This window comes from Actinomadura chokoriensis (assembly GCF_039529475.1).
GTDB classification, from domain to species: Bacteria; Actinomycetota; Actinomycetes; order Streptosporangiales; family Streptosporangiaceae; genus Spirillospora; species Spirillospora bangladeshensis.
The window spans coordinates 1-17,690 of sequence record NZ_BAAAMW010000039.1 but is presented as its reverse complement, the minus strand read 5'-3'; the positions used below and the strand labels follow the sequence as shown (position 1 = coordinate 17,690).

The 17,690-nt window shown below is 72.7% G+C and carries 16 protein-coding genes and 2 pseudogenes; 4 read left to right on the top strand and 14 right to left on the bottom strand.

Annotation, left to right across the window (positions count from 1 at the left end):
- Window positions 1-20: 20 nt before the first annotated feature.
- Both tsf and rpsB read right to left on the bottom strand, forming a co-directional pair.
- Window positions 21-857 (bottom strand): translation elongation factor Ts, encoded by an 837-nt coding sequence (gene tsf / locus ABFX46_RS40865; RefSeq protein ID WP_131944324.1) that lies wholly within the window; start codon window positions 855-857, stop codon window positions 21-23.
- A gap of 82 nt (window positions 858-939) precedes the next feature.
- Entirely contained in the window at window positions 940-1,908 is a 969-nt protein-coding gene (gene rpsB, locus ABFX46_RS40860; RefSeq protein ID WP_346049591.1) for a 30S ribosomal protein S2, read from the bottom strand.
- 387 nt (window positions 1,909-2,295) lie between these two features.
- On the opposite strand from rpsB, the gene ABFX46_RS40855 reads away from it, so the two are divergent.
- Window positions 2,296-3,003, top strand: coding sequence for a murein hydrolase activator EnvC family protein (locus ABFX46_RS40855; RefSeq protein WP_346049589.1), 708 nt, complete (start codon window positions 2,296-2,298; stop codon window positions 3,001-3,003).
- 281 nt (window positions 3,004-3,284) lie between these two features.
- Here ABFX46_RS40855 and ABFX46_RS40850 read toward each other — a convergent pair whose 3' ends face one another.
- Window positions 3,285-4,196 (bottom strand): tyrosine recombinase XerC, encoded by a 912-nt coding sequence (locus ABFX46_RS40850; protein WP_346049587.1) that lies wholly within the window; start codon window positions 4,194-4,196, stop codon window positions 3,285-3,287.
- A 157-nt stretch (window positions 4,197-4,353) separates the two neighbouring features.
- On the opposite strand from ABFX46_RS40850, the gene ABFX46_RS40845 reads away from it, so the two are divergent.
- From ABFX46_RS40845 to dprA, 3 genes are read left to right on the top strand one after another with little or no spacing between them, the layout of a single operon-like run.
- Window positions 4,354-4,707: a YraN family protein gene (locus ABFX46_RS40845; protein ID WP_346049585.1), complete on the top strand. Its 354-nt coding sequence runs from the start codon at window positions 4,354-4,356 to the stop codon at window positions 4,705-4,707.
- Window positions 4,707-6,260, top strand: coding sequence for a YifB family Mg chelatase-like AAA ATPase (locus ABFX46_RS40840; RefSeq protein ID WP_346049583.1), 1,554 nt, complete (start codon window positions 4,707-4,709; stop codon window positions 6,258-6,260). The genes ABFX46_RS40845 and ABFX46_RS40840 overlap by 1 nt, the downstream gene beginning before the upstream one ends.
- Window positions 6,257-7,447 carry a DNA-processing protein DprA gene (gene dprA / locus ABFX46_RS40835; RefSeq protein WP_346049581.1) on the top strand — a complete coding sequence of 397 codons (1,191 nt, stop codon included), beginning with the start codon at window positions 6,257-6,259 and terminating at the stop codon, window positions 7,445-7,447. The genes ABFX46_RS40840 and dprA overlap by 4 nt, the downstream gene beginning before the upstream one ends.
- A gap of 226 nt (window positions 7,448-7,673) precedes the next feature.
- Here dprA and ABFX46_RS40830 read toward each other — a convergent pair whose 3' ends face one another.
- The 11 genes and pseudogenes from ABFX46_RS40830 to ABFX46_RS40780 all read right to left on the bottom strand — a co-directional run.
- Window positions 7,674-7,988 (bottom strand): DUF2469 family protein, encoded by a 315-nt coding sequence (locus ABFX46_RS40830; RefSeq protein WP_163060459.1) that lies wholly within the window; start codon window positions 7,986-7,988, stop codon window positions 7,674-7,676.
- The gene (locus ABFX46_RS40825) at window positions 7,985-8,710 is read right to left on the bottom strand and encodes a ribonuclease HII (protein WP_346049579.1); all 726 of its coding nucleotides are present in this window, start codon (window positions 8,708-8,710) and stop codon (window positions 7,985-7,987) included. The genes ABFX46_RS40830 and ABFX46_RS40825 overlap by 4 nt, the downstream gene beginning before the upstream one ends.
- A gap of 316 nt (window positions 8,711-9,026) precedes the next feature.
- A complete protein-coding gene (lepB, locus tag ABFX46_RS40820) occupies window positions 9,027-9,908 on the bottom strand; it encodes a signal peptidase I (RefSeq protein WP_346049577.1) in 882 nt (293 codons plus the stop codon).
- Between the two features lie 168 nt (window positions 9,909-10,076).
- Window positions 10,077-10,427 (bottom strand): 50S ribosomal protein L19, encoded by a 351-nt coding sequence (gene rplS, locus ABFX46_RS40815; protein ID WP_067632127.1) that lies wholly within the window; start codon window positions 10,425-10,427, stop codon window positions 10,077-10,079.
- Between the two features lie 118 nt (window positions 10,428-10,545).
- A pseudogene (trmD, locus tag ABFX46_RS40810) lies at window positions 10,546-11,118 on the bottom strand (tRNA (guanine(37)-N(1))-methyltransferase); the annotation flags it as partial.
- A gap of 632 nt (window positions 11,119-11,750) precedes the next feature.
- Window positions 11,751-11,967, bottom strand: a pseudogene (locus ABFX46_RS40805) (tRNA (guanosine(37)-N1)-methyltransferase TrmD); the annotation flags it as partial.
- Complete coding sequence (rimM, locus tag ABFX46_RS40800) at window positions 11,964-12,476, bottom strand: ribosome maturation factor RimM (protein ID WP_346049575.1); 513 nt, start codon at window positions 12,474-12,476, stop codon at window positions 11,964-11,966. The gene rimM and the pseudogene ABFX46_RS40805, both read right to left, overlap by 4 nt.
- A gap of 11 nt (window positions 12,477-12,487) precedes the next feature.
- Window positions 12,488-12,730: an RNA-binding protein gene (locus tag ABFX46_RS40795; protein WP_067632131.1), complete on the bottom strand. Its 243-nt coding sequence runs from the start codon at window positions 12,728-12,730 to the stop codon at window positions 12,488-12,490.
- Between the two features lie 2 nt (window positions 12,731-12,732).
- Window positions 12,733-13,182, bottom strand: a complete 450-nt coding sequence (rpsP, locus tag ABFX46_RS40790; RefSeq protein ID WP_131945203.1) for a 30S ribosomal protein S16 — start codon at window positions 13,180-13,182, stop codon at window positions 12,733-12,735.
- A 320-nt stretch (window positions 13,183-13,502) separates the two neighbouring features.
- Complete coding sequence (gene ffh, locus ABFX46_RS40785; protein WP_346049572.1) at window positions 13,503-15,083, bottom strand: signal recognition particle protein; 1,581 nt, start codon at window positions 15,081-15,083, stop codon at window positions 13,503-13,505.
- An 84-nt stretch (window positions 15,084-15,167) separates the two neighbouring features.
- Window positions 15,168-17,690: [protein-PII] uridylyltransferase (locus ABFX46_RS40780; protein WP_346049570.1), on the bottom strand; the 2,523-nt coding region annotated here is incomplete at its 5' end.

The following is a 17,690-nucleotide window of genomic DNA, read 5'->3' as shown; positions in this document are numbered from 1 at the left end:
TCCCTGTCTCCAGAGTGCCCTTACGCCTGCCCGACCTTGAACCGGGCGAAGCGGACGACCTTCACACCGGCCTCGTCGAGGACCTTGGCGATCGTCTTCTTGTTGTCCTTCACGAACGCCTGCTCCACGAGGACGAAGTCGCGGAAGTAGGCGTTCACCCGGCCCTCGACGATCTTCGGGATGGCCTGCTCGGGCTTGCCCTCGTCGCGGGTGAGCTGCTCGGCGAGCGCCCGCTCCTTCTCGATCGCCTCGGCGGGGATCTCCTCGCGGGTGAGGTACTTCGGCGCCATCGCCGCGATCTGCTGCGCGACGTCCTTGGCGACCTCGGCGTTCTCGGTGTCCAGCTCGACCAGCACGCCGGTGGTCGGCGGCAGGGACGGGTCGGACTTGTGCAGGTAGCTGGCCACGTAGGCGCCCTGGAAGTGGGCGAAGCGGCGCAGCTCCAGCTTCTCGCCGATCTTGGCGCTGTTCTCCTCGATCAGGGCCTGGACGGTCTTGCCGGGCTCGATCTCGGCGGCCAGCAGCGCGGGCGCGTCGGCGGCGCCGCTGCCGGCGGCGAACTCGACAAGGCGCTGGGCCAGCTCGATGAACTGCGCGTTCTTGGCGACGAAGTCGGTCTCGCAGTTGAGCTCCAGCAGCGCGCCGTCGCCCGAGCCGGTGAAGTGCTCGGCGACCAGGCCGTTGGCGGCGGTGCGCTCGGCGCGCTTGCCGACGTCCTTGGCGCCCTTGAGGCGCAGCAGCTCCGTCGCCTTCTCGAAGTCGCCGTCCGCCTCGGTGAGGGCGTTCTTCACGGCCATCATGCCGGAGCCGGTCAGGTCGCGCAGCCGCTTGACGTCAGCGGCGGTGAAGTTGGCCATCGCTCTCTTCGCTTCTCTCGTCGTTGGTCCTGGACCCGCGACGGTCCCGGCGGCCCCGCGCGGGGCCGCCGGGACCGCGGGATCAAGCCTGCTCGGCCTCGGCGGGCTTCGGCGCCTCGTCGGCCGGCGCGGCCTCGGCCGGCGCGTCGGCCTGCTCGGCCGCCGGAGCGGCGTCGGCCGGAGCCTCCGCCGGGGCCTCCGCCGGAGCCTCGGCCGGGGTCTCGGCCGGGGCCTGCGCCTCGGCGCCCTCGGCCGGCTTGTTCTCCAGCAGGTCGCGCTCCCACTCGGCCAGCGGCTCGGCGGAGCCGGCGGCCGCGGCGCCCTCGGCCGGCTTCTCGTCCCCGCCGGTCGCGGCGCCCGCGCGGGCGAGGAGGCCGTCGGCGACGGAGTCGGCCACCACGCGGGTCAGCAGGCTGACGCTGCGGATGGCGTCGTCGTTGCCCGGGACCGGGTAGTCGACCTCGTCCGGGTCGCAGTTGGTGTCGAGGATCGCCACGACCGGGATGCCGAGCTTCTTGGCCTCGTTGACCGCGATGTGCTCCTTCTTGGTGTCCACGATCCAGATGGCGCTCGGAACCTTCGCCATGTCGCGGATACCGCCGAGGGTGCGCTCCAGCTTGTCCTTCTCGCGGCGCAGGCCGAGCAGCTCCTTCTTGGTCATGCCGGAGCCGGCCACGTCGTCGTAGTTGATCTCCTCCAGCTCCTTGAGCCGGGTGAGCCGCTTGTGGACGGTGGAGAAGTTGGTGAGCATGCCGCCCAGCCAGCGCTGGTTCACGTAGGGCATGCCGACGCGGGCGGCCTGCTCGGCGATGGACTCCTGCGCCTGCTTCTTGGTGCCGACGAACAGGATCGTGCCGCCGTGGGCCACCGTGGCCTTGACGAACTCGAACGCGCGGTCGATGTAGGACAGCGACTGCTGCAGGTCGATGATGTAGATGCCGTTGCGCTCGGTGAGGATGAAGCGCTTCATCTTCGGGTTCCACCGGCGGGTCTGGTGGCCGAAGTGGACGCCGCTCTCCAGGAGCTGCCGCATGGTGACGACGGGTGCCATTGCCCGTGTTCTCCTTCTCTGGCCCTACCGGGCCGCATTTGGTTGTCTGCCTGCGCCCGGGTGCCGTCCCACCGCCGCCGGAGCGACGGACCGAGGGACTGCGCCCCACCAAGACCTGCGGTGGCATGCGGACGCGTGAAATCAGCCGCCATGGGTGTCCCAGGCGGCTGGCCCGTTGCCGGGTCTGGGCCTGTCCGTTCCGGGAGCGGCTTCTCGCCTCCCCACCCGGAGGTGGGTCGATGACGGCCTGGCCCTGGCCGGTGTCCTTTCGGGCACGCTTACAGATTATCAGGGCGCCGACGCGTCCGGGCATCAACGGTCCGCGGGGTTATCCACAGTTCGCCGACCCCGTCGACGCGGCGGCCGGGACCCGGCAGGCTGCGGTGCATGACACTGCTCACGCTGCTGCTCACCTGCATGATCGCCATCGGCGGACCGGGCCTGGACGCCTGGCGGTGGCCGTTAGGCCCGCCCGCGCCGCGGGTTCTCCGGGCCTACTCGCCGCCGGCCAGCCCGTGGGGGCCGGGCCATCGCGGGGTGGATCTCGCCGGACGCCCCGGGCAGGCCGTCTACGCCGCCGGGCCGGGGCGGGTCTTCTTCGCCGACCGCCTGGCGGGCCGCGGCGTCGTCGCGATCGATCACGGGGCGCTTCGGACGACGTATCTGCCCGTCCGGCCGAGCGTGCACGTGGGGGGTCGGGTCGCGTCCGGCACGCGGATCGGGGTTCTGGAGGGCGGCCGGCTGCATTGCCGGGTCACCTGTCTGCATTGGGGGCTGCGTCGCGGCGCCCTCTACCTGGACCCGCTCAACCTGGTGCGGCGGCAGGTGCGCCTTCTCCCCCGCTGGACGAGCCCGTCCGCGTCTGCGTCCCCGTCTCCGTCCCAAGGCGCATCGCCGTCGGAGCCGCACTCGCGGATGGCCCTACGGGACGCCACGACGGCGACGGGCGGAGCGTTGACGGGCATGGCGCTGACGTTGACGGCGGCCTTCGCCTGGCGGCGCACCCGCATCCGCTTTCGACTCCACCGCCGCAGGCGCCCGCCTCCGGGCGTCATCAACCTCGCCCACGAACGCCGCCTGCGTCGCGCCCCGTGACCTGCCAGGCCGCCGTCCCGCATGCACCAGAGTGGGGCGGCGGCCTGCGCCAAGGCACGGGCTCGGACGGAGCCGCGGGCTTTGCAACCGCGCACCCACCTGGGCGAACACGTCACTTCAACCGCATGGTTCCGTCGCCGCCATCGCAGCCGTGCTTGCCCCACCCGTGCGCGGGGTCAGTCGGTCCAAGGTGGCCGAGGAGGCACGCCCACCCGCGCAGGATCAGTCGGTCCAGGGAGCGATGAGGGCATGGCGAAGAACTGCCCCGCCCGCGCGCGGGGTCAGTCGGGGTGGGTGCCGCGGGGGTGGGCTTGGCGGTGGACCTGTTTCAGCCGCTCGGCCGACACGTGGGTGTAGAGCTGTGTGGTCTGGAGGGAGGCGTGGCCGAGGATCTCCTGGACGCTCCGGAGGTCGGCGCCGCCCTCCAGCAGGTGTGTCGCGGCGCTGTGGCGGAGTCCGTGGGGGCTCAGGTCGGGGACTTGGCCGACCTCCGATATCCGTGCGTGGACGATGCGGCGTGCGGTCGTCGGGTGGAGTCTTCCTCCGCGAACCCCGAGGAACAGTGCCGCGCCGCTGTCTTCGTTCGCGAACGACGGGCGCCCTGCGCGCAGCCAGTCCTCGACGGCGCGGACAGCTGGTTCCCCTACCGGGACGGTGCGTTCTCGTCCTCCCTTGCCCAGGACGCGGACCGTCCTGCGCCCCGTGTCCAGGTCGTCGATGTCGAGCCCGCACAGTTCACTGACGCGGACACCCGTTCCATAGAGGACCTCCAGGACGGCCAGATCCCGGAGCCCGATAGGGCCTTGGGCGTCCATGGCGTCCAGTAGGCGCGCTGCGTCGTCCTGGGTGAGGACGTCGGGGAGGTCCCGCTGCCGCTTGGGCGTGCCCAGCAGGAGCCCTGGGTCGTCCTGCAGGAGGCCTTGCCGGTGCAGATGCCTCGTGAACCCGCGGGCAGCGGCCGTCCGGCGGGCCAGGGTGGCCCGGGAGCGGCCGAGAGCGTGCTGGCGGGCGAGCCATGCCCGCAGGAGCGAGACGTCCAGCTCCTCGGGTTCGGTGACGCCGATGGCAGCGGCATAGGCGCACAGATCGGCCAGATCCCCCAGATAGGCGCGCAGCGTGTGCGGGGAAACATCGCGCTCCGCCCTGAGATGTCGCCAGAAATCGGCTACCGCGTCCTCAAGCGCTCTCGTCACAGCCGTCACGCTGCGCCAACGGCACGCCCGGCGCAAGCACCGGCGGGGAGCGCCCCGGAATCGCCGCCGATCTCCGGTCGAGTTATCCACAGAATGCGATTCAACTATCACACACGGTCACGATGCGGCAGCGTCGGAGGCCGGAGGTGAGGCACCCATGAAAGCTCACATCAGCCTCGGCCGGCGCGGCGAGGACGCGGCCGCCGACTACCTGGTCGGCCTCGGCTGGACGATCCTCGACCGCAACTGGCGATGCGGCGAGGGCGAACTCGACATCGTCGCCCACGACGGGCGGAGGCACATCGTCTGCGAGGTGAAGACGCGCCGCTCCACCCGGTTCGGCGACCCCCTCGAAGCGATCACCACCGAGAAGGCGGCCCGTTTACGGCGGCTGGCCTGGCGGTGGGCCGCTGCCCACGGGGTCGGCGGCGCGACCATGCGCGTGGACGTCCTCGGCCTGATCGGCGATGGCGACGGCTTCTCGATCGATCACCTGCGGGAGGTGTGCTGATGACGCTCGCGAAGACCCGCTCGGTGTCCCTCGTCGGCGTGGACGGCTTCGTCGTGGACGTCGAGGCGGCCATCACCAGCGGCGTCCCCGGACTGCATCTGGTCGGCCTTCCCGACACGGCCCTCAGCGAGGCCCGCGACCGCGTCCGCGCCGCGATCTTCAATTCGGGCGAAGACTGGCCCAACCGCCATGTGACCGTATCGCTGTTCCCGGCGAGCATGCCCAAGAAGGGCTCCACCTTCGATTTGGCGATAGCCATCTCACTGCTCGCGGCGGCGGAGGTCGTCCCTCCGCGCAGTTGCGCGGGACTGGTGCTGATCGGCGAACTCGGCCTGGACGGCCGCCTACGCCCGATCCAGGGCATACTGCCCGCCGTGCTGGCCGCCGCCAACCGGGGGTGCCGCACCGTCGTCGTGCCCCGCGCGAACGCCGCCGAGGCGGAACTCGTCCCCGACATGGAGGTCGTGTCCGCGAGCACGCTGCGCGGGCTGCTGTGCCTCCTGCGCGACGAGCCGCCGCCCATCGACGAGGACGAGGAGGACGACTTCGCCCTCCCCGCGGAGGGGTACGCCATCCGGCAGCAGGAGATCCCGCCCGACCTGGACCTCGCCGACGTCCGGGGGCAGGCCGAGGCGCGCCGCGCGCTGGAGATCAGCGCGGCGGGAGGGCACCACCTCTTCTTCGCCGGGCCGCCGGGCTGCGGCAAGACGATGCTCGCGGAGCGTCTGCCGACGCTGATGCCGGCCCTGGAGCCGGAGATCGCGCTGGAGGTCACCGCGATCCATTCGGTCGCCGGAACCCTCCGGCCGGGGCAGCCGCTGATCACCCAGCCGCCGTTCTACGCCCCGCACCACACGGCCTCGCGGGCGTCGATGGTCGGCGGCGGCTCCGGCCGCGTGCTCCAGCCGGGAGCCGTGTCCCTCGCCCACCGCGGGATCCTCTTCCTGGACGAGGCCCCGGAGTTCTTGGGCGGGACGCTCGACGCGCTGCGCCAGCCGCTGGAAGAGGGCGTGGTGCGCATCTCCCGCATCGAGGGCATAGCTCACTTCCCGGCGCGATTCACGCTCGTCCTCGCCGCGAATCCGTGCCCGTGCGCCGCCGCGAAGCAGATCGACTGCTCCTGCGCGCCGGGCGTCCGCCGCAAGTACGCCAGCCGTGTGACCGGCCCGCTCCTCGACCGCATCGACCTCAAACTGGAGTTGACACCGGCCAGCCGGGCCGAACTCCGCTACGACCTGGAGTTCGCCGAGTCCAGCAAGGTGGTGGCCGAACGCGTCCAGCTCGCCAGGGAACGGACGCGCCACCGCCTCGCGGACACCCCCTGGCGTTCCAACTCCGAAGTGCCCGGCCCGGAGTTGCGCAGACGCTTCACGCCCTCCGCCGAGGCGATGCGGGGAGCCGACGAAGCCCTCCAGAGGGGCACGCTGAGCGCGCGCGGGCTCGACCGGATCCTGCGGGTCGCCTGGACCATCGCCGACCTGGCCGGCCACGACGAGCCGGGCCCGGACGACGTCGGCGGCGCACTCGCCCTGTGGTCTGCGGGGCGCCAATGAGCGACGCACGCACCGCACGCGCCACCCTCACCGCCGTCGCCGAACCCGGTGACGCGTTCCTCAACCGGATCATCGACCGCTGCGGTCCGGAGGAGGCGCTCGAAGCGATCCGCACCGGCAGGCTCCCCGGCACCGTGGACGCCACCCCGAAGGAGGTCCAACGCCTCGGCCAGTGGCGGATCCGCCTGATCGCCGCCGAACCCGACCAGGACATGGCCGTGTGCGCCCGGTTCCGCGGCCGCCTCATCTGCCCGGGAGACCCCGAATGGCCGACGACACTCGACGATCTCGGCTCCGGACGCCCCTACGCCCTCTGGCTGCGCGGCCCCGGCGACCTGCGCTACTGCTGCCTGCGTTCGGTCGCCGTCGTCGGTTCCCGCGCCGCGTCCCCCTACGGCCTGCGCGCCGCCGCCGACTTCGCGTCCGACCTCGCCGACGACGGCTGGACGGTGATCTCCGGCGGCGCCCTCGGGATCGACGCGGCCGCCCACCGAGGTGCGCTGGCCGCCGACGGCCCCACGGTCGCCGTCCTCGCCAACGGGGTCGACGTCCCCTACCCGGCGTCCAACGAGGGGCTGTTCGCGGAAATGGCGCGGCGGGCCCTGCTGGTCAGCGAGTCGCCGCCGGGCACGCATCCGCACCGGCTCCGCTTCCTCGTCCGCAACCGGGTGATCGCGGCGCTGTCGCGCGGCACGGTCATCGTCGAGGCGGAGGCCCGCAGCGGTGCCCTGAACACCGCCGGCTGGGCGTCCAAGCTCGGCCGCGTGGTCATGGCCGTGCCCGGCCCGATCACCTCCCGCAGCTCGGTCGGCTGCCACCGGCTCCTGCGCGAGGAGGGCGTCACGCTGGTGACCCGCCCAGAGGAGATCATCGAGGCCGTGGGACGCATCGGTGCCGACCTGGCACCGCCGCCCAACACCCCCGTCCTCCCCCGCGACCGCCTCGAACCGGTCACCCGGTCCGTCCTCGAAGCCTTCCCTGCCCGCGGCGCGGCCGGCCCCGCGCAACTCGCCGTCAAGGCGGGCGTGGACCTGACCACGGTCAACGCGAAGCTGGGCCTCCTGTCGGCGTCCGGCTTCATCGAACGCGCGCCGTCGGGCTGGCGCCTGACGAAATCCGGAAAGTCCACCAACGGCCCCGCCGAAGATCCCGAGAGACCTCAGCCGCCCACCGAGCCCTCCAGATGAACCGGCCACGCAAGCAACCTGCCGGCACACGCTCGCCGCCCCGCTGCATGCGAGCCGGCCGCGCAAGCAACCTGCCGGCACACGCTCGCCGCCCCGCTGCAGGCGAGCCGGCCACGCAAGCAACCTGCCGGCACACGCTCGCCGCCCCGCTGCAGGCGAGCCGGCCACGCAAGCAACCTGCCGGCACACGCTCGGCGCCTCGCTGCAGGCGAGCGGGTCGCGCAGGTCACTCGTTAGAGGGGAGTTCGAAGTCGCTCTTGGCGAGTTCTTCGACGTTCACGTCCTTGAACGTGACAACACGCACGTTCTTCACGAAGCGAGCAGGGCGGTACATGTCCCACACCCAGGCGTCCTGCATCGTGACCTCGAAGAACACCTCACCGGTGTCGGCGCCGCGCACCTGCAGGTCGACGGAGTTCGTGAGGTAGAACCTGCGCTCGGTCTCGACGACGTAGCTGAACAGCCCGAGGACGTCGCGATACTCGCGATAGAGCTGCAACTCCATCTCGGTCTCGTACTTCTCGAGATCCTCGGCGCTCACGCTCGTGCCCCTTCCGCGCAGCCCTCGCCGGAGACCTCCCCTTCGGTCTCCTCCCCCACGGCCACCTCTCCATTGTTGCGCAAGGCCCGCCCGACGTTGACGTAGGAGAACCGATGTTCCGGACACGGACCGTGCACGGCCAGCGCCTCACCGTGCGCTCGCGTCACATAGCCCTTGTGGACGTCGAAGCCGTACTCGGGGTACCGCTCGTGGAGCCCGACCATGATCCGGTCTCGGGTGACCTTCGCGACGATGGAGGCAGCCGCCACACATGCCGCGGCCTGGTCGCCTTTGATCATCGCAAGGCCGGGCACGTCCAGCCCGGGTACGGGGAAGCCGTCGCTCAGCACGTACGCGGGCCGCGCGTCCAGGGCGGCCAGGGCACGCCGCATCCCGGTGATGTTGCACCGGTGGAGACCGATCCGGTCGATGTCGTAGCAAGGGATCACAACCGCGCTCCAGGCATACGCGCGCTCAATGATCTCCGCGTACAGCTCTTCCCGGCGTGCCGGGGACAGCAGTTTGGAGTCGGTGAGCCCGTCGATCCGGCCACGTCCGCCCTGAAGGATCACCGCACCGACCACCAGCGGCCCCGCGCAGGCCCCGCGCCCCGCCTCGTCGACGCCGGCCACGGGGCTGAACCCGCCATGCGCCAGCGCACGCTCGTACGCGAACAGCCCGGCGTCCCGGCGCGGGGTGAAGCGGAGTGGACGTCCCTTCATGCTCCGAAGCGTACGTCCCCGCCCCGGACCCCCGCTCCCCGAACGCCCCCGATCCCCCACCAACCCCCAAGACCCTCACAAGACACCAAGAGCCCCGCCACCAAACCCAAACCCACGACGGCCCGAGGAACATACAGACCACCTGCCCACGCGGCCGATGACCCAGCGCCATGGGGCTGGCAATATCGCCTGGTTGCGCCGCGTCGCGCGGCCGGGAGCACGGGTCCCTAACAGCGCGTGGTCCTGCAATACGCAGCACACTTTGGCGCCGCGCGCCTGGGCAGTACTCGCCTCGCGTCGCTGGGGTGCGGGGTTGTTAGTGGGTCTTCAGGTGGTGGCGGCGGCGGACGTAGGCGAGCGGGAGGGTGCAGAGGACGCCCAGGGCGTATGGGGCGGCGGGGACGGCGGCGGCGGCCGATTTCTCCAGGCCGCGCTGCTTGAAGGTGCCGGGGATCGGAAGGGTGCTGATCCGGTCCAGTGGCCACACGATGACGAAGGCGCGGCCGATGACGCGGTCGATCGAGATGGTGCCGCCGCCGGGGTCGCCGCGGTGGGAGCGGGAGTCGTAGGAGAGTTCGCGATGGTCTCCCATGACCCAGAGCTGGCCCGGCTTCACGGTGACGTCGAACGGGTCGTTGGACGGCTTGTTCTGCTCGTGCGTGATCGGGTCGGTGAAGACGTAGGACTTCTCGTCCAGCGGGACGCCGTTGACGGTGACCCGGCCCTGGGCGTCGCAGCATTTCACGTGGTCACCGGGGATGCCGATGACGCGCTTGATGTAGTCCTTCTCGTTGGGCGCCACACCGAACGCGGTGCCGACGGCGCGCAGCGCCTTGGAGACCGGGTTGCCGGGCTCGTCCACCTGGACTTCGGGGTCCCAGGAGTCGAGGCCGTTGAAGACGATCACGTCGCCGCGGGCGATGTCCCGGGTGTGGTAGACGATCTTGTTCACGAGGACGCGGTCGCCGACCTGGAGGGTGTTCTCCATGGAGCCGGACGGGATGTAGAAGGCCTGGACCGCGAACGCCTTGATGACGAGTGCGAGGACGACGGCGACGACGATGAGGACCGGGAGCTCTTTCCAGAACGATCCCTGCTTCTTCTTGCCCTTGCCGTCTTCGGAGTCGCCGTCCGTCTCCTCGGCCGAGTCCACGGGCTCCTTCTCTTCGGGCACCGCGCCCTCGGCTTCGGATCGCACGTCTCTCCGATCGTCCTCTTCAGTCATCAGAGCGAAAGCCTAGCGCCGCAAGGCCTTCGGGACGCCGCCCACGGGCGTGTCGCGGGCGGACGAGCCGGTCGCACCCGTCCGGAACGGGCAACGCCCCGGGCACCGTCGCGGGTTCCCGGGGCGTCGTGGTCCATCGGCTCAGTGCTCGCGCTTCTCCTTGATGCGCGCGGCCTTGCCGCGCAGGTTGCGCAGGTAGTAGAGCTTGGCGCGGCGGACGTCGCCGCGGGTCACGACCTCGATCTTGTCGATCGAGGGGCTGTTGAGCGGGAACGTCCGCTCGACGCCGACGCTGTAGCTGACCTTGCGGACGGTGAACGTCTCGCGGGCGCCGCCGCCCTGCCGGCGGATCACCACGCCCTGGAAGATCTGGATACGGCTACGGTTGCCCTCGGTGACGCGCACGTGCACCTTAAGCGTGTCGCCCGGACGGAAGTCCGGGACGTCGGCGCGCATCGCGGCCTTCTCGATCTCCTGGATCAGGGTGTGCATCGCAGCGTTTCCTCGTGGTCGAACGCGGGCGTCGAGAGGCCCCGGTGGGACTTTCGTGGGGGCGTCGCGCCGCGGGAAGTGGTCTTCGGGTGCCGTGCGCTCTGGAGGCACGGACGCTCTAGTCTGCCATACCTTCGCCGTCAACCGGAAAACCGACCTCGCGCAGGACGGCGCGGTCCCGCTTGTCGAGATCCTCCGGCGCGAGGCGGGCGAGGAGTTCGGGACGGTGCCGGGCCGTCCGGCGGAGCGCCTCGTCCCGCCGCCAGCGGGCGATCGCCCCGTGGTTTCCCGACAGGAGGACGTCCGGAACCGGCCGGTCCCGCCAGACGGGGGGCTTGGTGTAGACGGGGCCCTCCAGGAGCGACTCCATGGCACCCGGGGCGAAGGAGTCGTCCGTGACCGATTCGGCGTTGCCGAGGACGCCGGGCACCAGGCGCGCGATCGCCTCGATCATCACCATGACGGCCACCTCACCGCCGGCGAGGACGAAGTCGCCGAGGCTGACCTCGTCCACGGGCATGCGGGTGCGGGCCTCCTCGACGACACGGGAGTCGATGCCCTCGTAACGCCCGCACGCGAACACGAGCCAGGGCTCCGCCGCGTACCGCACCGCGTCGGCCTGCGTGAACGGCCGCCCGCTCGGCGTCGGAATGATCAACCGCGGCACAAGCCCCGCACCGGCCGCCGCCGTCTCAGCTGAGGCGCCCCCACCAACCGACGCCGCCCCGCCGGACGACACCGATCCTCCGGATCCAGCCGGCACACCCCCGCCAGTCGACGCGCCCCAGTTCGCCGACGCCCCGCTGGGCAGCACGGATTCATCAGATGGCGTGGCCTGGCCGAACGACGTCGACTCTGCGGCTGGCGTGCTAGCAACCGACCGCAACGCCCCGCCTCGCCCCCCCGGCCCGCCGGCCGGCGCCTTGCCCTCGGCCGATGCCGGCTCGCTGGGCGCCGCGACCCCCTCGTGTGGCGCGTCCGCCCCAGTCGCCGCCACCCCGCCGGTTGGCGTGATGGCACCGGTCGACGCTGCCTCGCTGGGCGCCGCGACCCCCTCGTGTGGCGCGCCCGCCCCAGTCGCCGCCACCCCGCCGGTTGGCGTGATGGCACCAGTTGACGCTGCCTCGCTGGGCGCCGCGACCCCCTCGTGTGGCGCGCCCTTGCCAGTCGGCGCGAGTTCGTCGGTTGAGGGGACGGCTCCGGTTGGCGGGGCCTCGTTTGAGGGCAAGGGCCCGCCGGATGGCGCGTTCTCTGGGGGCACGGGCCCGACGGGTGGTGCGTTGGCGATGGTCGGGGCTGTGTCGGTGGGGGGTGGGGGGATCAGGGTGTCCAGGGCCTCGCCCCAGGGGGTTGGTTTCATCACCATGCCGGGGCCGCCGCCGTAGGGAGTGTCGTCGACGGTGCGGTGGCGGTCGTGGGTCCAGGCGCGCAGGTCGTGGACGCGGACGTCCAGGAGGCCGGCGCGGCGGGCCTTGCCCAAGAGGGAGATGTCCAGGGGGGCGAAGTACTCGGGGAAGATCGTGACGATGTCGATTTTCATGATTCGTCGAGCAGGCCGGGGGGCGGGTCGATGACGAGCCGCCCCCCGGGGACGTCCACCTCGGGGACGAGCGCGGCCACGAAGGGCACGAGCTTCTCTCCGGCGGGGCCTCGCACGATCAGCAGGTCCTGGCCGTGGTGCAGGACGTCCGCGACCTCGCCGACGGCGGCGCCGTCCGCGGTGACCACGGCGAGGCCGATCAGTTCCTGGTCGTGGAAGTCGTCCGGGTCGGCGGACGGGGAGATGTCACCGGGGTCGACGACGAGCCACGTGCCGCGCAGGGCCTCGGCGGCGTCGCGGTCGCCGACCCCGGCGAAGCGCACGAGCAGGCGTCCCGAATGCCAGCGGGTCCGCTCGACGGTGAGGGGGCCGGCGGCGCCGGGGTCGGTGGCGATCTCCGCGCCCACGGCGAACCGGGTGTCCGGCTCGTCGGTGCGGACGTCGATCGCGACCTCGCCGCGGACCCCGTGGGGCCGTCCGACACGTCCCACAACGAGCGGTTCGCTCATCGGAACGCCACTCAGCGGACCTCGTTGACGTCGAGCAGGTCAACGCGCACGTAGCGGCCCCCGGACAGGGCGCTGATCACCGTGCGGAGGGCCTTGGCGGTGCGGCCGCCGCGGCCGATGACCTTCCCGAGGTCCTCGGGGTGCACGCGCACCTCCAGGACCCGGCCGCCCCTGATCCGGCGGGCGCGGACCCGGACGTCGTCCGGGTTCTCCACAATCCCGCGGACCAGGTGCTCGAGCGCTTCTTCGAGCACTGTCAGCCCTCGCTCTTGGCTTCGTCGGTCTCAGCGGCCTTGGCCTCGGACTTCTTCGGCTCGGCCTTCTTCTTGGCGCGGGAGGCGGTGCCGGCCGCCTCGTCGTCGCCCAGGGACTCCTTGACGGCGGCCTCGAAGGCGGCCTTCCGGTCGGCCTTGGGCTCGGCGACCTTGAGGGTGCCCTCGGCGCCCGGCTCGCCCTTGAACTTCTGCCAGTCGCCGGTGATCTTCAGCAGGTTCAGCACGGGCTCGGTCGGCTGCGCGCCGACGCCGAGCCAGTACTGCGCGCGCTCAGAGTCGATCTTGATGAGCGACGGCTCCTGCTTGGGCTGGTAGAGGCCGATCTCCTCGATGGCGCGGCCGTCCCGCTTGGTGCGGGCGTCGGCGACGACGATCCGGTACTGCGGGTTCCGGATCTTCCCCAGACGCTTGAGCTTGATCTTGACTGCCACGGGTGTGGTGTACTCCGATTTCGTTACCGGGTGGACGGGCCCGCGCCAGGTGGGGAACACCGGCTCACGGCCGTCCGATGGACTCCGGCCGCGCAGGACGAGAGAGGGCGCCTCGCGATTCCGGGTTTCCAGCCTGTCATTCTGCCAGACGTTCGGTGTAAAGGTGCAATCGCACGCCGCCGTGTCCCGGGCCCGCCCCGGCCACAGGCGGTCACGCCCCGCATCCGCGGCGGACGGCGAGGCAGCGCGGCGAACATCCCTCCGGGCCTGGGGCGGACGGTGCCGCCGCGGGGCCTTGGGGGCGCCGCGGCGGCACCGGACTACTTCTTCTTACGGCCCTGGAGTTTGCCGAGGTCCGGCATCTGGAAGCCGGGCGGGAGCTGCCCGCCCAGGCCGGGCGGGAGGCCGCCGGGGCCGCCGGCCGGGCCGCCGCCGAGGCCCGGCGGGAGGCCCTGGGGCGTGGTGTCGGCGGCGGGCTGCCGGTCCTTGCCGGCGGCGCGCTTGCGCGGGTCGCCGCTGCGCTGCTTGCCCTTCTTGTTCTTCTTGGCGGCCGCCTTCGCGGCCTTGCGGCGTCCGCCCGGCATGCCGGGCAGGCCCATGCCGCCGGCCATCTGGCGCATCATCTTCTGCGCGTCGAAGAACCGGGTGACGAGGCTGTTGACCTCGCCGACGCCGACGCCCGAGCCCTTGGCGATGCGAGCCCGCCGCGAGCCGTTGATGATCTTCGGCTCGGCGCGCTCCTGCGGGGTCATCGAGCGGATGATCGCGGCGATGCGGTCGAGGTCCTTGTCGTCGATCTGGCTGATCTGGTCGCGGACCTGCCCCATGCCCGGCATCATCCCGAGCAGGTTCCCGATCGGGCCGAGCTTGCGGATCATCATCATCTGCTCGAGGAAGTCCTCGAGGGTGAAGTCCTCGCCCGAGGCGAACTTGGTGGACATCTTCTCGGCCTGCTCGGCGTCGAACGCCTGCTCGGCCTGCTCGATCAGGGTGAGGATGTCGCCCATGTCGAGGATCCGGCCCGCCATGCGGTCCGGGTGGAAGACGCTGAAGTCCTCCAGCTTCTCGCCCGTCGAGGCGAACATGATCGGACGCCCGGTGATGTGCCGGACCGACAGCGCGGCACCGCCGCGCGCGTCGCCGTCGAGCTTGGTGAGGACGACCCCGTCGAAGCCGACGCCGTCCATGAACGCCTGGGCGGTGTTGACGGCGTCCTGGCCGACCATGGCGTCGACGACGAACAGGATGTCGTCGGGCTGGACGGCGTCGCGGATGTCGATGGCCTGCTGCATCATCTCCGCGTCGACGCCGAGGCGGCCCGCGGTGTCGATGACGACGACGTCGTGCTGGGCGTGCCGGGCCTGGTCGATCGAGCGGCGCGCCACGTCGACCGGGTCGCCGACGCCGCTGCCCGGCTCGGGCGCGAACACGGGCACGCCGGCCCGCTCGCCGACGACCTGGAGCTGCTGGACGGCGTTGGGCCGCTGCAGGTCGGCGGCCACCAGCATGGGGGTGTGGCCCTCCTGCCGGAGCCACCGGGCGAGCTTGCCGGCGAGGGTGGTCTTACCGGCGCCCTGCAGGCCCGCGAGCATGATCACGGTGGGCGGCGTCTTGGCCAGCCTGATCCGGCGGGTCTCGCCGCCGAGGATCTCGATGAGCTCCTCATTGACGATCTTGACGACCTGCTGCGCCGGGTTCAGCGCCTGGGAGACCTCCGCGCCGGCGGCCCGCTCCTTGACCTGGGCGATGAAGTCCTTGACGACGGGCAGCGCGACGTCGGCCTCGAGGAGCGCGATCCGGATCTCGCGGGCCGTCGCGTTGATGTCGGCCTCGGACAGCCGCCCCTTGCTGCGCAGGGACGAGAAGACCGTCGTCAACCGGTCGGAGAGCGTCTCGAACACGTGTCTGGACCGTCCTTGGAAAGCTTCTGGGATCGCCTATCAGCGTATCGGGTCGCCCTGTTGGTTGCGCCGACCAGCGCGACGTCAGTGGAGGGCCGCGGCGATCTCCGCCCGGACGGCGCCGAGGGCGGACGGGTCGCACGGCGGGCGCCCCTCGCCGTCCACCACGTAGAAGACATCGACGGCCTCGGCGCCGAGGGTGTCGACCTGGGCGGCGCGGATCTGCAGGCCGCACGCGCCCAGCGCCTGCCCGATCCGCCACAGCAGGCCGGGGCGGTCGTGGGCGCGGACCTCGATGACGGCCGCCGTCCGCGACGCGTCCTCGATGATCATGACGCGCGGCGGCGGTGCGGCCGGCCCGGGGCGCGTCCGCATCGACCGCGCCCGCCGCTCCAGGCGGTCGGCGACGTCGAGGCGCCCGGCGAGCATGCGCCGCAGGTCCGCCTCCAGGCCGGCCGGGTCCGGCGGCGCGCCGAACTCCGGCACCGCCGTGAAGTCCAGGACGGCCGTCTCCCCGGCCCGGCCGGACGCTTCGCCGGCCGTCCCCGAGATGGTGCGGGCGGTCTTCACGGCCAGGCGGTGCAGGGCCAGGACGCCGGCGGCCCGCCAGAGGAGGCCCGGCCGGTCGGGGGCGGCGACGGTGATCCGGGAGCCGGTGACGCGGACGGCCGCGCCGTCGTGGCGCGCCAAGGCCAGGTGGGCGGGGTCGAGGACGGGCGGGGGCGGCGGCGTCCCGCCCGAGAGCGCGGCGGCGGCGCGGCGGGCCAGCTCGGCGACGAGGCCGGCCTTCCACGCGCCCCAGGCGGCGGGGCCGGTGGCGGTGCCGTCGGCGATCGCGAGGGCGGCGAGGAGGTCGAGGATCTCGCGCTCGCGTCCCGGCACCCCGGACACGGCGTCGATGACGGTCTGGACGGTCACGGGGTCGTCGATGTCGCGGCGGGTGGCGGTGTCGGGGAGCAGCAGGTGGTGGCGGACGAGCGCTTCGAGCACGCGGACGTCGTCCTCGGGGAAGCCCAGGCGGGTGCCGATGCCGCGGACGGCGGCGGCGCCGGCGGTGGAGTGGTCGCCGGGCCGCCCCTTGCCGATGTCGTGGAACAGGGCGCCGATGAGCAGCAGGTCCGGGCGGGCGACCTCGCGGGTGAGGGAGGCGGCGCCGGCGGCGGTCTCCACGAGGTGGCGGTCGACGGTGAAGCGGTGGACGGGGTTGCGCTGCGGCCGGTTGCGGACATGCTCCCACTCGGGGAGCAGCCGGACGATCAGCCCGGCCCGGTCGAGGGCCTCCCAGACGGCGGTGGCGGCGGAACCGGCGCCGAGCAGGGAGACGAGCGCGTCGCGGGCGGGCGGGGGCCACGGCACCGGCGGCAGGGCGGCGTGTTCGGCGAGCCTGGCCGCGGTCGCGGGAGCGAGCGGCAGGCCGGCCTGGGCCGCGGCGGCGGCGACGCGCAGGACGAGGGCCGGGTCGCGGAGATCGGCGTTCCGCGCGAGCACGACCTCTCCCCCGTGCTCGACGGCGCCGTCGCCGACCGGCCGCCGCTCGACCCCCTGGCGCCGCTCGACTCCCGGGCGCCGTCCGGCGTCCGCCGGCCGCCGGCCCGGCCGTCCACCGGCCGGTTCGCGCGTCGCCGCCGAGTCGGGATCATCGCGTTCGCTGTGGGAGCGGGCGGCCCTGGAGCGGGTGACGCGGTCGACGCGCCGCCACAGGTTGGAGCCCGCGTAGGTGATCGTGCGGGCCGCGTCCACGATGGAGCGCTGCAGGACGTCCGCGTCCGGCAGGGCGAGCGCGCGCGCAACGGCGTCCTGTTCCTGGAGGACGAGGCGGTCGGTGGAGCGCCCGGTGACCTCGTGCAGAGCGTGCCGCACGTCGAGGAGCAGGTCATGGGCGGCCCTGACCGGGCCGTCCGGGGCGGACGCCACCCAGGACGCGGCGACGGCGTGCATCACGTGGACGTCCCGCAGCCCCCCGTGGGCCTCCTTGATGTCGGGTTCGAGGAGGAAGGCCAGCTCGCCGCGGGTCTCCCACCGTTCCCGGCACATCGCGGACAGTTCCGGCAGCCGGGCGGCGGCGTCGGCGCGCCAGTCGGCGAGGACGGCGGCGCGCAGCTCGTCCACCAGCGTGTGGTCGCCCGCGACCCGGCGCGCGGACAGCAACCCGAGCGCGGCCTTCATGTCGGCGCGCGCGACGGTCCGGGCCTGGTGGACGGTGCGGACGGAGTGGTCGAGGCGCGTCCCGGAGTCCCAGAGCGGGTACCAGACCCGGTCGGCGATCCCGGCGACGTCGGCCCGCCCCCGGTGCAGGAGGACGAGGTCGAGGTCGCCGCCGGGCGTCAGTTCGCGGCGCGCGTGGCTGCCGACCGCGACGAGCGCGACCCCCTCAGCCCCCGATGCGCTGGTCTCGGGGGCCGGAGTGGGCGGTTCGGCGGCTGATGGGGGCGCTTGGGCGCTGGGGGTCAGCGGGCCCTCGGCGGCGGGCCCGTACCCGGTGAGGGCGTCGGCCAGGAGGGCGCTCAGGCGCCGGTCCAAGTCGGCGGCCCGGGAGGCCCGCGCCGCCGCGAGGGCGGCGCGGGCGGCGCGGGCGGCGCGGGCGGCGCGGGCGGCGCGGGCGGCGCG